Genomic DNA, 14035 nt, shown 5'->3' with positions numbered 1-14035 from the left:
AGGCTTAAAAGATTACAAAAGTCTACAAGAATTCGCATAAACAAGAGAAAGCTTGGAAAATCAATATCTCAAAGACCAAAACATATAGAGCACAGAAAAGAATTTGGCCATTGGGAAATAGACACTGTGATAGGCAAGAAAACATCGGACCAAGATGTTTTACTAACGATAATAGAGAGAAAATCTAGATACTATAAGGTTATCAAAATAGATTCTAAATCATCAAAACCAGTAAATGACGCACTTTTAGATTATATAATGGAAAGCAAAACAAAAGTTGCTGAAGTATTTAAAAGCATAACAAGCGACAATGGTTCAGAATTTTCAGGGCTAAGTGACTTTGAGTCACTCGTAGCTGTGTACTTTTGTCATCCATACTCTTCATTTGAAAGAGGCAGTAATGAAATACACAATGGGATATTGAGACAATTCATTCCAAAAGGTAGAAGCATTAATGACTTTAGTGAGGATGAGATTATGTATTTTGTTGATATTATAAATGCTAAGCCTAGAAAAAATCTAGGATACAGAACCCCTGAAGGAATCTTTGATGAAGAGATGGATAAAATATACTCTACGAGTGGTGTGGCTTAAGGTATGGAAGCCCTCTTTCAAATATCAGTTTACTAGTCCTAAAATACTAGTCAAGACTAAAATGAATAGGCAAGGCCTAGTCTTGACATATATTTTAGGACAAGTACCGATATTTTTGCAAGAGTGGCAAAAAAGTGTACAAATTGATATTGCAATTTACGAAATATACTTTTTAGATATTATGAGAAAAATTCTGGTAAAAATTCTGTATATGAGATTTCAGCCAGAGAGATAGAATATATTTATGGGGCATACCAAAATCCTTATAGAGATTATGGTGGTGATGAAATGGAAAGAGTTTATTTTTTGGAAATAATGGATAGAAAAGGCAATAAGCAGGAAATAGAGATTCAAGAATTAGAATTTAAGCCAAAAAAAACATATAGAATTGTTCAGGATTCATTAGGTAAAATACCATTTTATGATGAAGGAAAAAGAAAAATAAAGTATTAGATTATATTAATGAAACTTTGAAAGGGATAGCAGAAATGTTATCCGTTTTTTATACAAGCAAGAAGTTTTACATGCAAAAACTAGGGCAAATAAGATAAGAATCAAAAGATATAAAAACGATTAAATATTGAATTTGAAAATAGCATGGTTATAAGGGACCTCTTATCTTCAAATTATGACCTTTTGTCAGAAATGGGATGCAGAATATTAGTATAGGTTCTATAATATAATCAGGAGGTGGAGGTAGGTATGAAAATTGATATCATAATTGATGAAACCATTGAAGAAACAAGGGTTAAAATATATGCCAGGGAGTATTCTAAGGAAGTTGAAACCATAAAAGATTTGCTAGCAGATAGATTAGTAGACAAGCTTGTTGCCTTTCGTGATAAGGAAGTTTTTATACTTTCCTATGAAGAAATTATTAGAATATTCGCCCAAGATAAAAGTGTTTTTGTAAAGACAGAGAAGGGAACTTTTTCATCAAGACTTACTCTTTATGAATTAGATCAGAGACTTGATAAAAGGAAGTTTATCAGGATATCTCGTTCTGATATTGTAAATCTTGACTTTGTAAAAAAGCTTGACTTGTCTTTTACAGGAACAATCGCAGTTGAACTTAACAACGGTGATGTTGCTTATGTATCTAGGAGAAATTTAAAAGATTTTAGGAAGGCCTTAGGCCTATAAGGAGGACTTATGAAAAAAATTAAAGATTTGTTAGTTGGATTTTTAGCAGGTGTAGGAATAGGCGCCTTAATCGAGGCAGTTTTATCTATGATAATTAAAGAAAATATAGTTGGAGTATCTGAATTTGTAGCAAGTCATGGACTAGGTTATGCAAAAATTATCCAATGCCTAGTTTACGGTGGCTTTGGTTTAGTATCTGTCCTAATGGGAGAAATTTTCAAAAATAAAAATAGGGCAACTTATTTAAATCAAAGCATCCACTTTTGTGCAATGCTTATCTATTTTATCTTTGCAGGCCTTTATCTAAGGTGGTTTAATTATGATTTCTCTATTGTAATTTCCACCATTTACTTTGTTGGCATTTATTTACTAATATCTTACATCTTTTATCTTTATGAGAAAAATATGATAAAAAAAATTAACAATAAATTATAGAAACACAAAAATGGTCCCAAATCTGGGACCGTTTTGTTTTTAAAATTCTTTTGACTTATAGATCCTAGTTGAAATTTTAAATGAAAGAAAACTTATACATATGTTATTTTTGGAGATCATACTAAATCGATGAGGATTATACAAATTATAATATTTAAACCAAGAACGATTAGAAATAAAAAAATTCTATAATATATAGCGTTGATGGTAACAAAAATGCTTTCAAAGTCGTAAGACTAAGAGGATTGATGTTACTGTCAGCGCTATTGTTCTTTATATGGAAAATATGTCAATAAATTGAAAAACATGTCAATTCCGTTGTATAATAAAGTCGACAAAAACCAAATAACAAAGGAGAATTGACATGTCATCTACGAGTATTATAGCAAAAATAATTGAAATTTACGATAGAAACATAGAATTTGATCAAGATTTCTTCAAAAATAAGACTATTAGAGGAATTGAACATACGGTCATTAAGGGCAAATTGACATATATACCTGACTCTTGTGACCATTGTAATGGAGAAAATAAGGACTATATGATTGTCAAAAACGGAAATCAAATCATGCATAAACATTGAGCTCGCTGAAAATGTATCCTTAAAACACATAGCATCTACCTACAGCGTGTCAACTGCAACAGTTCAGAGAGTTCTAAGGTCCAATGTTTTCAAGGTAAATAAACAATGTCTACCAGAGGTACTTGGAATAGATGAATTTAAATCAGGATTCTATTCCACCAGAGTTTGAGACTGCCATTAACACGCTATATGGTTACAAGGATGCTATCGTAAATTTTCTAGAAACAGGTTATACGAACGCTGTTGTAGAAGGGAACAACAATCTAATTAAATCGATGAAGAAGACCGTATTCGGCTTTAGAAGCTTTCAGAATATGAGATTAAGAGTACTATTAAGGAAAAAGATTCACATAAAGAAAAAAGACAACATCAAGGATACTATATGTATCCAAGATGCTGTCGCATAAATTTCGGATTTTATTCATCAACGATAGTTGACAAAGAACCCTTTTTTATACTTAAAATAAGGATGGAATAACACAACAAATTCTCTAAAACAAATCATTAAATCAATGTAAGATTGAATCGAATCAATATTTATGCTATAATTAAATAAATTTAATAAAGAGAAAAAGAGGGATATTATGGCACTTAACTATAAACCACTATGGATACAGTTAGCAAAAAAAGGGTTAAAGAAAACAGATGTAATAGCTATGGCAGGACTTACAACTAATGTTATGGCACAAATGGGAAAAAATAAGCCTATAACACTTAAAAACTTAGAAAGAATATGTAAGGCTTTAGAGTGTACGCCTAATGATGTATTTAGTTTTGATGATATTGAATAGTAGTTATTATAAGGAGAACATTTATGAAAATAGCAATGATAGAAGATGACAGTACAATATCTTTTGCTGTTTCTACTTTCTTGAAACGATATGATATGGAAGTGTCTATTTTAGATAGTTTAGCAGCTGCTGAAGAAATAGACTTAAAAAACTTTGACTTAATAATACTTGATGTGAATCTTCCTGATGGATCAGGTTTTGAATATCTAAAATGGTTAAGAGAGTTTTCAAGTATACCGGTGATCATGCTCACTGTAAAAAATGCAGATGAATATGTTTTAAAAGGTTTTGAAAACGGAGCAGACGAATATATTACGAAACCTTTTTCTTTGCCGATTTTAAAGGCAAGGATAGATAATCTTTTTAGAAGAAAAGATACGAATAATAACGAAATAGTATTTCATGAATTGAGTTTGAATTTAACCTCGATGACAGCGAAGTTAAATAATGAAAATTTAGAACTTAATAGACAAGAGTTTGCAGTTCTTGAACTTCTTTTAGAAAACAAAAATATAAATATCATCAGAGAAAAAATAATTGATTCTGTATGGGGATATGATCTGTATGAAGTAAATGATAATACACTAACAGTAACGATTAAAAGGCTTAGGAATAAGTTAAAAGACTACGGTAAGTATATAAAAACTGTAAGGGGATTAGGTTATATGTGGGAGGACAGTGACAATGAAAGAAAATAAAAGGTTTCTTTGTATAATCTTCCTAAATCTATTTTTGTCATTATTAATTGTTTATCTTAGTCCGAGATTCGATATAATCACTTTTATTTTTTTTGTTATTGCAAACGCAATCCTATTTGGATTACTTGTCTTGGATTATAAACATAGGGAAAAAAGGATAAAGAAAAGGATAGACGATATTTTTTTATTACTACACTCATTAGATACAAATATGGGAAATTATGAAGTGACAGACGATGAATTTGGAGGACTTAGAGACGAAATCATAAAAGTGATTGGTGAGAAAAAAGTTATAACTGATAAGGCTGTGAAATCAGAACAAATATTAAGAGAATATACTGAGGATATTGCTCATCAATTAAAAACTCCTTTGACCGGGATTTTACTTATGCTTGATTTGATGGAGGAAGATGAAGAGAATAAAAAAGACTATATCAATCGTATAAGAACAAGTAGTAATAGATTACATCAGCTAACTGATATTCTTTTAAAGTTAGCAGCCTTAGATTCAGGCACGATTAAGATGAAAAAAGAAAGTATTAGTGTAAAAAATTTAATTGATGAAGTTGTTACAGAAATGGAAATACTTTTTGCAAATAGAGATATTAAGATTCCTGTTGTAGGTGATGACTATAAATTGATTTGTGATAGAAAATGGACATATGAAGCAATTTATAACATCGTAAAGAACGGAATAGAAGCTTCTGAATCTAAAGGAATAAAGATATATTTAAAAGAAACCAATATTTATCAAAGTATCATTGTGGAAGATTTTAGTAAAGGAATATCTAAAGATAATCTGAAAAAAATATATCGAAGATTCTATAAAGAAAATAAAGATTCTAAAGGATATGGAATTGGTTTACCTATGGCGAAAACGATTATTGAAAAACAAAATGGTGAACTTATCTATACAAGAGGAAGAATATCTAATAGTTTTGAACTTAGGTTTTATAGGTAGTAGAGAAGACGAGTTGCCCTTATGTAGCTTGTCTTTTTTTGTTTCTTTCATTCAGTCACTTTCCAGTCACTTTGTGTTGGTATTTTATTTATAAACAAAGGAGGATTGATGCTATGAGTATTGTAAAAACGATTAATTTAACTAAAACATATGATTCAGGAGTAAAAGTAAATGCTCTTTCGGATGTAAATTTTGAGCTTCAAAAAGGAGATTTAGTAGCGATTATTGGCGATAGCGGTTCAGGAAAATCAACATTACTACATTTATTAGCCGGTGTAGATAAACCTACAAGTGGAGAGGTTTATATTCAAGATAAGAATATAACCAAATTGGGTAAAGAAGAACTTACTGTTTTTCGTAGGAGAAATATAGGAGTGATTTACCAGTTTTTTAACTTGATTCCTAATATCAGTGTTAGAAAAAATATATTATTACCTTTGCTTCTTGATAATAAAAGGGAAGATAAAAAATATTTTGATGAGATTATAACAACATTAGGAATAGAAGAAAAACTTGACCGATTTCCTAAGCAATTATCAGGTGGTGAGCAACAAAGAGTGGCTATTGCAAGAAGCCTTATTACAAGACCTGCGATTATTTTAGCCGATGAACCTACAGGTAACTTAGATAGAAAAAATTCAGAAGAAATAACTTCTTTATTTAGGCTTGTAAATAAGCGATTTGAGTCAACTATTATGATTATTACCCATGACGAAAAAGTAGCTAATTCATGTGATAAGGTTTATAGAATGGTTGATGGAAAGTTAAATCAGATGGAGGGTATAGGCTATGAAAATCATTAATGAACTCTCTTATTCTCAGATAACGACTAACAAAAAAGATACACTTGCAACCAGATTATCCATTTTTTTAGCAGTTGTTTTACTTGGTACTATTATCTTTATTATTGGAAGCGTTAAATCAGGACAATATCATGAAATAGTTTCTTCTGTAGGAGAATACCATGTTTCTTTTACAGATGTGAATACAAATATGATAGGTAAAATATTTGCTAATAAAGATATAGAAAAAGTTTCATTTGACAAAATGATTTCAACAGATTTAAACGCTACGATTATAGAAAAAGGGAATTATTTCAAGTGCTTAAAAGGATATGATATTGTTCGTGGTAGTAATATAAATACTGCTGGTGAATTGATTGCCCCAACTCGTTTTTTTCAAAAAAATAAAGATTATAAGATAGGTTCTACACTCAAAGTAAAGGATAAAGAATACACACTTGTAGGTGAATATTGTGACTATGAAAGTAGTTTTGAAGAAAGTGCTTTAATTGGATTGTTAACTGATGAAAGCAAAGGAAATATACTAAAAAATGCAGATGGTATAGAAGCCTATATCTGGTATAAGAATCCAAGAGATACGTATACCCTTACCAAGAAGCTCTTTGATGATTTTAAGATTGATTATAAAAAATCTATAGATACAGGAAGATTATATTTCAACAAGCCTATTTTAGAGTATAAAATGATCTATCCGTCTGGCATAATTCCACCTAAATCTGTAATGGCAGAGTGGGTTGAATCTTATGGAGCCTGCATAGTGCTAGTTTTCCTATTCGCTGTTATGATCTATGGTGCTTTTAATGTATGGAATAATAGGGATATAAAAGAATTAGCTTTACTTAAAAGTGTTGGAATGACAGAAAAACAAGTTAAAAAGATGATAAGGCAAAAGGCGGTTAAAATTGGTGTAGTGCCGATTTTAGCAGGTACTGTAGTGTCATATTTAACCGCAAATCTGCTATTTTATCTAATGTGGTTAAATAATTCTATTACTTATAAAAATATGTCTGATATATTTGGTGAAAAAATGAGGGCTACAGAATTTCACTTAGTTTCTGTTTCTTTTCCAACAATGTTTCTTATTTTAGTTTTATCATTTATAACAGTATATTTATCTGCAATTGTGCCAGCGAGAAAGAGTGCTAAACTTAATGTAATTGAGGGATTGACAGGAATTACTGGCGGGAAAATAAAGTATGGAAAATCTAAAATACACGGCAAGGTTGAGAAGACTTTGGCAAAAGATTATTTTAAAGCTTACAGTTCAACCTATAAAACAATTATTTTGGCGATGTTACTATCAGCGATGGTTATGACATTGGTATTAGTCTCTCAATCATATAGAACTGTCGATGAAACTTACGGAAAACATAAAGAACAATACAATTTTCAATCGCAGATATTTACAGATGTACAGATAAACAAGCAAATGCTCAGTGAATTGTATCAGTTAGATGGAATTGATGAGATGCATGTTTATGAGGACAAGAGCTTTAAATTTTATTTGAGTGATAATAAAGGATTTAATTCGGATGAATTAAAAAATGCTGTTGAATCAGGTAATAAAAGTATAGAGGATATGTATGTGAACATTATAGGTCTTTATAGGCAGGATTTTGATAATGTGATTCGTACAAATAAGTTAAGTGAAGAGACAACCTATATTCTATTGAATAAAACGCCTGACAAAAATAATACACCATATTCATTTAGAAAATATATTAGTCTGACAAATAGTGATAATAAAGACCTTGTACTTCGCTATAATGCAGATGGAAAAAAGATGCCGATTCATATTGATGGTTATATAAAAGATTTTCCTTTTGATTTAGATGCACAGAATCAAAAAGGTATATATGTATTTACTACAATGGAGAATCTCGAAAAATTTATTGAAGAACATGGACAAGACAAGGCTGATCCAACAAGGTACTATAACATTAAAGTTAAAGCTAAGGAAAAATTAGATAAAGTATCTGATAATTGTGAGCGAATTATATCTTCGTATATTCCTAAAAGTGACCATTCAACAACAAATGCTATTTTAAATCAAGCTTCTGATGAAGAACAAGTTAGAAATGAACATATGTTGAATTTCGGAATACAAATCATACTCATAATACTTGCTCTATCAAATGCATATAATAGTTTCCATGGTAATTTAAGGGCAAGAAAAAGAGAATTTCAGCTGCTTTCTACGGCAGGAATGACAAATAAGCAGATTAAAAAAATGATTTATGGAGAGTCTAAAATATTGTTTAGGGATGTAGCTATATTCTATATTGCTGTATTCATATTAGCTGTATTTGTGCGTTCTTATAGAAGTCAGTATGAGCTTGTTTTCGTATCAAAGGAGATACTATTAAATCTAAATTATGTACCAATTTTATTAATATTTGGAGTGATAGTATTAGGTGTCCTATTGGCAATTAGAAGTAGCATTAAGATGATACTGAATGATGATCTAAGTAATGCTATAAAAGAAATTTAAAAGGTTGATTGTATAATCAATTTGTACAACTGAATAAAAAAAATGATTCATTGCGAATCCTGTGTTAAAATAAGTATAATAATATTAATGGAGTATATAGTTGTAAAACCAATTCAACAAGCTTGAATTGGTTTTATGTGACTTTTGATTTTATGCACAAGCATAGTTTTATATAATCTAAATCATAAAAATATTTGGAAATGAGGTTTTTGAAAATATGAAGAGCAGAAACGAACGTAAAATTAATATTTTGTTAGCTGTATTTGTGGTAGTCGTAGTTATTAGTTTAAATATTTCTTGGATAGGTAGGTTTGTTAGCTACCATATTAAATTTTCGGATATGCCAAAAGTTGGGAGTCCTATAATTACAAAAGAAGATTATATATCAGATTTTGACTATGCATATGATGTTTTAAAAGAAACATACCCATATTTTGAAGTAAACAAAAAGCTAAGTGGAGTAGACTGGCTAGCTAATAGGGATAAATACAGGGCTGAAATTTCAAAATCTACGAGTGATTCAGATTTTTATAAGAAAATGAATGATATTTTAGAGGATTTACATAATGGACACACACATTTAATCAATGAAAAAGAAGGTCTTTCATACTATATGATATATAAGATGAATAGCTGGGGGTCCGATTTGATTGGTGAATTAGCAAGTGAGTATGAGTATCCGACAGCAAGAGCCAGATACAATATTAATAATGATACGGTAAAAGAAGCATTTAAAAAGCATGATTCTGATGACTATATGGATGATCTGTCAGGAAATGAGGGTAAAAGTAATGTTCAAGTTGGCGACATAAAGAAAGATCTAGCCTACATAAAAGTCAATGTGATGCAAAATGGACCTGGAATCGAAAAAGACGAGAAGGTAATTCTTCCATATCTAGAAAAGATTAAGAATTACAAGGCGTTGGTAATTGATATAAGGGGAAATGCTGGAGGTAATAGCTCTTATTACACAGATTTTTTATACCCTATCATAATAGATAAACCATATAGTGTTAAAAATTATTTGTTTATAAGGTCTGATAGAAACCCAAAAATCGTAGACATGATGGGATTTGAAAAGCTCAACGAGGTAACTATTAAGTCTTTTGGATTTCCAGCTCAAACAAAGGATATTTTAAAGGACTTTAATTTTTATAATCATGATTTAGAATATATTAAACCAAATAAAAATTCAATAAGATTCAAGGGTAATATATACTTGCTAGTTGACAAGGGGGTTTATAGTTCTGCAGAGGGCATGGCATCCTTTACTAAGGAGAGTGGTCTTGCCACTCTAGTTGGAGAGAAAACAGGGGGAGATGGCATAGGATTTGACCCAATGCAGGTACACCTACCTAAGACGGGCTATGTAATGAGGTATTCCTATAGTCTAGGAACAACAGAAAGTGGCCTTATAAATGAACTAGAGCAGACAAGGCCTGATATTGTTTGTAGTCCAGATACTAGCGGACCATTAATAAATCAACCTTGCATAAAAGAGATACTAAAAAGAGAGGGTAAGATATAAAATTTGTGAAATTGATAGAGGAGTAGTAAATAGTTGTCGTATGTACACAAACCTAGTACGGAGTAATTGTTTACTGCTCCTTACTTGTGTGCGGATATAGAGAACTGATTTTATAGATATAGAGATGCGGACAGGGTTATATCTATAAGGGATGGAAGGTTGAATGATATATAGTATAAGATAGATAATATAAAAAGACCTGATCAATAAAAATCAGGTCTTTTTTCACTATATCAATTTTTTATTAATTTTTGAATTTCAATTTTAAACCCTTATAGACCACGCATACCACGTAGAACATACCTATATAGGCCATTATCGGAAGGATGATGGCGACTAGCTTGGCAAAGGGAAATACTCCAACAAGTGTGGCTAGTATGGCAACTAAAAGAGCTGCTAGCTTGTTCTTTCTAGGATTATCAGCATACATAAATTTGCAAAGACTCCACATTGTTGCAGCTGATGCAGAGAATATACCTAGCAACAAGACTATTGTAAAGGCATTTGCCACCAAGGGGCCTATCCTCTGAGCAAGGTAAAGGGTTGGAACATCTACCTTTGATATGTGTTCAATATTGAGAAGTATAGCTGTCGATATGATAGCTATTGCAAGGCAGACCTCTATAGATCCGAGTAGAGAACCGTATTTTATTTGTTTTAAACTCCTTGCAGATGCTCCTAGTCTTGATATGTAGGTACCACCGGCAGATACTGCCAAGGAAAAGTATAAGAATCCACTGAAGTACCATACTGGACCAGCCTTATACTGCTTTAAGATTGATTGTAGGTCGCCTATTAATGAAAAATTTGAATAGTCCTTTTGTATGACTATCAGACCTACAAGTATGAAAAAAACAATCAGTATAGGGGTCACTTTAGAGATTACCTGTATAAATCTCTCAAATCCAGATATGTATGACATAAATATTATTATAGCAACTATTATAGATCCTATGTACCTGTTTATTCCGTAGTTTTCTTGAATAGTTGAACCAGTTGCCGATATCAATATTGCCATTAGAAGAAATAGGAATACAGGAACTACTATATAGTAGATCTTGCCTATTTTTTTACCGCAGAAGTAGTCGTATTGCCTAAAGTCTGGATTGTCTCTATGTTCGTATCCGGCTTCCATTACTACCTTTACCGAAAATATAAATCCAACTAGTGTTATAATGATTGCACCATAGGCCAAGTAGCCAAAACTGGCAAAGAAATTTAGTATTTCCCTGCCAGTAGCGAAGCCTGCACCTATTATCCAGGCTACAAAGCCACCTGCAATCTTATTTATATCACTAAAACTTAAATTGTCATTGTTTGTATGAGGTGTGTTCATACTATATTAGAATAGTGGCTTGATAAACTTTTCTAGTCTATCTAAACCTTCTAAGAAATCATCCTCGTGGCAGGCATAGGAGATTCTGATGTATTCGTCTATACCAAATGCTTTACCAGGTACTACGGCTACCCTTTCATTTTCTAGGAAGTCTTCGCAAAACTTGATAGAGAATGAATCTTCATATTTGTATCTTGCCTTAACTTCAGACAGGTCTATAAATATATAGAAGGCTCCTGATGGTTTTACATATCCTATGTGGTCTATCTTGTCTAGTCTATCAGTTATCAATTCACATCTATGCTTGTAAGTTGCAACCATATGGTCCATATCTGACTGGCATTCCTTTAGGGCCCCAAGTCCTATATACTGGGCTACTAGGCAAGGGTGAGATATGATGTGACCCTGGATAGATGTCATAGCCTTTGCTATTTCTGAGTTTGATGCTGTATATCCTAGTCTTGTGCCTGTTAGGGCTGCACTCTTTGCAAAGCCATTTACTGTTATTGTTATATCTTTAATCTCTGGGCTAAGTGATGCTACTGATACGAAAGTGTCGTCATACTTTATCTTTTCGTATATTTCATCCGCCATAATGTAGATGCCCTTTTCAAGACATACTTCAGCTATTTCCAATAACTCATCTCTTGTGTATACTGCACCAGTTGGATTAGATGGATTAGTTATGATTATAAGCTTAGTCTTGTCTGTGATTGACGCTAGTAAATCTTCCTTAGTAGCCTTAAAGCTGTTTTCCTTTTTAGTAGGAACTTCTACTGGAACTGCATTGACTATCTTTACCATTTCTGAGTAACTCACCCAATATGGTAGTGGAAGAAGGACTTCATCACCTGGATCTGTGACTGCAAGCAGTAGGTTAGTTATAGAATTCTTGGCACCGCTTGATAGGACTATTTGGTCCGGGCTGTATTCTATATTATTTTCATCCTTAAGTTTCTTGCATATTTCCTCTCTTAGTTCCAAGATTCCCGGTACTAGGTTGTATTTAGTTATATTATCGTCTAAAGATTTTTTTCCGTATTCCTTTGCCTTTTCAGGTACGTTAAAGTCTGGTTCACCTATACTAAGGTTGATTACCTCAACTCCATTTGATTTTAGCTCCTTAACCTTTGAGTTGATACCCACAGTTACAGAAGGAGTTATTTTACTTAGTCTCTTTGATAGCATAAGACGTCCTCCTTAAATATGTTTTTGTATGATTTTTATGTGTTTTTCTATTCGTATCAGATATGTATTTTTATATGGTCGATACTATAGGGATATATCTGAAAGTCTATACATACATTTTAATACATGGAGAGTGATTTGTATATGGATTATATGTTATAATCTACTTGAAAAACAATTTTATTTCTATGGAGGTTTTTTAAGATGAAAGTAGGTATAATCGGTTTTTATGGTAAGCTTGGAAGGGCCAATATGGAGGCAGTAAACAGGGATAAAAATTCTAGTATAGCTTTTGGTGTATCACGTTCTGCATCAGAAGAGATTCCTATTCTCCTATCCCATAATACAGGTTTTGGAGTAAATGTACTATTAGATATAGTAAGGGAAGCTTGTAAACTACTAAAGGGATTTGACATAGAGATAATAGAAAAGCACCATAATAGAAAAGAAGATGCACCTAGTGGAACCTCAAAGATGATTTTTGACAGTATGAAATCAGCAAACGAAAACTTGTTCTCAAATTTTGGAAGAACTGGTCCCGATTCTAAGAGACAAGTTGACGAAGTAGGCTTCCACTCAGTAAGGGGAGGAACTATAATAAGCGACCATGATGTCATATTTGCAGGAGAGGATGAGGTTATAACAATCAGCCACCATGCAGAGTCTGATAGGTCATTTGCAAATGGAGCCCTAAAAGCCCTATACTATTTAAGAACAAAGAAAAATGGTTTATATGATATGAAGGATGTACTTGCAAATAAATAATAAGATACTTGAGACTCTAATGCTGACAGATGAAATACGAATGTTCTGATTGTATATAGGGTCTCAAATCATATATATCGAGAAAATTACGAACCTTATTTTGACTTGCGTTCATAATGTCGGCAGTATAAAAATTCACAAAAAAATATTTCGTAAAAGTTATTGACACTTATTATATAAGGTGGTATAGTATTACTTGTCCTTGAGATACAGAAGCTTAGGAGCGACTGATAAGAGGGATCACGAGTCAATCGAACTTGTTATAGACTTTGAAAATGAGTTGGAAAAACTTAAAATAAAGTATTGACAAAAAAACGTTGGCTTGATATAATAGAACGGTCATTGGATGCGACACATAGCTTATAAATAAGCTATTGGATATGAACTTTGAAAATTGAACAGCAGGTTAATTCAAAAGTCACATAGTGACAATTGATTAATCGTTTAAACCATGTAAGGAAACTTACTTGATTTAAACCACAAACAAACCAAGCCAGATATTTTAGAGATAACAATAGTCTGAGCGAGAACAAATTTTTTTATGAGAGTTTGATCCTGGCTCAGGATGAACGCTGGCGGCGTGCCTAACACATGCAAGTCGAGCGCGTCTGATTTGATGCTTGCATTAATGAAAGATGAGCGGCGGACGGGTGAGTAACGCGTGGGTAACCTGCCCTATACACATGGATAACATACTGAAAAGTTTACTAATACATGAT

The 14035-nt window shown here is 32.0% G+C and carries 15 protein-coding genes and 1 rRNA gene; 14 read left to right on the top strand and 2 right to left on the bottom strand.

Annotated features, from left to right (window positions below):
• From F823_RS0109525 to F823_RS0109465, 12 genes are all read left to right on the top strand, one after another.
• Positions 1–594: IS30 family transposase (locus F823_RS0109525; RefSeq protein ID WP_019595693.1), on the top strand; the 594-nt coding region annotated here is incomplete at its 5' end.
• 288 nt (positions 595–882) lie between these two features.
• Positions 883–1047 carry a hypothetical protein gene (locus tag F823_RS11220; protein WP_002843957.1) on the top strand — a complete coding sequence of 55 codons (165 nt, stop codon included), beginning with the start codon at positions 883–885 and terminating at the stop codon, positions 1045–1047.
• 249 nt (positions 1048–1296) lie between these two features.
• Complete coding sequence (locus tag F823_RS0109510; protein WP_019595691.1) at positions 1297–1737, top strand: LytTR family DNA-binding domain-containing protein; 441 nt, start codon at positions 1297–1299, stop codon at positions 1735–1737.
• 9 nt (positions 1738–1746) lie between these two features.
• Positions 1747–2172: a DUF3021 domain-containing protein gene (locus tag F823_RS0109505; protein WP_002846307.1), complete on the top strand. Its 426-nt coding sequence runs from the start codon at positions 1747–1749 to the stop codon at positions 2170–2172.
• A 364-nt stretch (positions 2173–2536) separates the two neighbouring features.
• A complete protein-coding gene (locus F823_RS0109500; protein WP_002846308.1) occupies positions 2537–2755 on the top strand; it encodes a hypothetical protein in 219 nt (72 codons plus the stop codon).
• 131 nt (positions 2756–2886) lie between these two features.
• Positions 2887–3162: a transposase gene (locus tag F823_RS0109495; protein WP_002843954.1), complete on the top strand. Its 276-nt coding sequence runs from the start codon at positions 2887–2889 to the stop codon at positions 3160–3162.
• A gap of 177 nt (positions 3163–3339) precedes the next feature.
• Positions 3340–3546 (top strand): helix-turn-helix domain-containing protein, encoded by a 207-nt coding sequence (locus F823_RS0109490; protein ID WP_002843958.1) that lies wholly within the window; start codon positions 3340–3342, stop codon positions 3544–3546.
• Positions 3547–3569: 23 nt separating this feature from the next.
• The gene (locus tag F823_RS0109485) at positions 3570–4244 is read left to right on the top strand and encodes a response regulator transcription factor (RefSeq protein WP_002843961.1); all 675 of its coding nucleotides are present in this window, start codon (positions 3570–3572) and stop codon (positions 4242–4244) included.
• Positions 4231–5205: a sensor histidine kinase gene (locus F823_RS0109480; RefSeq protein WP_002843952.1), complete on the top strand. Its 975-nt coding sequence runs from the start codon at positions 4231–4233 to the stop codon at positions 5203–5205. Before F823_RS0109485 ends, F823_RS0109480 begins: the two co-directional genes overlap by 14 nt.
• A gap of 113 nt (positions 5206–5318) precedes the next feature.
• Positions 5319–6008 (top strand): ABC transporter ATP-binding protein, encoded by a 690-nt coding sequence (locus F823_RS0109475; RefSeq protein ID WP_002846310.1) that lies wholly within the window; start codon positions 5319–5321, stop codon positions 6006–6008.
• Positions 5995–8499: an ABC transporter permease gene (locus F823_RS0109470; protein WP_002843956.1), complete on the top strand. Its 2505-nt coding sequence runs from the start codon at positions 5995–5997 to the stop codon at positions 8497–8499. The genes F823_RS0109475 and F823_RS0109470 overlap by 14 nt, the downstream gene beginning before the upstream one ends.
• Positions 8500–8716: 217 nt before the next feature.
• Complete coding sequence (locus F823_RS0109465; RefSeq protein ID WP_002843949.1) at positions 8717–10027, top strand: S41 family peptidase; 1311 nt, start codon at positions 8717–8719, stop codon at positions 10025–10027.
• Between the two features lie 244 nt (positions 10028–10271).
• On the opposite strand, the gene F823_RS0109460 is transcribed toward F823_RS0109465, so the two are convergent.
• A complete protein-coding gene (locus F823_RS0109460) occupies positions 10272–11363 on the bottom strand; it encodes a YkvI family membrane protein (protein WP_002846311.1) in 1092 nt (363 codons plus the stop codon).
• A gap of 6 nt (positions 11364–11369) precedes the next feature.
• Positions 11370–12551, bottom strand: a complete 1182-nt coding sequence (locus tag F823_RS0109455; RefSeq protein ID WP_002846312.1) for a pyridoxal phosphate-dependent aminotransferase — start codon at positions 12549–12551, stop codon at positions 11370–11372.
• Between the two features lie 204 nt (positions 12552–12755).
• Here F823_RS0109455 and dapB point away from each other — a divergent pair, with 204 nt between their 5' ends.
• A complete protein-coding gene (gene dapB, locus F823_RS0109450) occupies positions 12756–13316 on the top strand; it encodes a 4-hydroxy-tetrahydrodipicolinate reductase (RefSeq protein WP_002846314.1) in 561 nt (186 codons plus the stop codon).
• Between the two features lie 537 nt (positions 13317–13853).
• Positions 13854–14035, top strand: a 16S ribosomal RNA gene (locus F823_RS0109440); the annotation flags it as partial.

It is taken from the genome of Peptostreptococcus anaerobius VPI 4330 = DSM 2949 (genome assembly GCF_000381525.1).
In the GTDB taxonomy this organism is placed as follows: Bacteria; Bacillota; Clostridia; order Peptostreptococcales; family Peptostreptococcaceae; genus Peptostreptococcus; species Peptostreptococcus anaerobius.
This window is presented reverse-complemented; position numbering and strand designations above follow the sequence as displayed.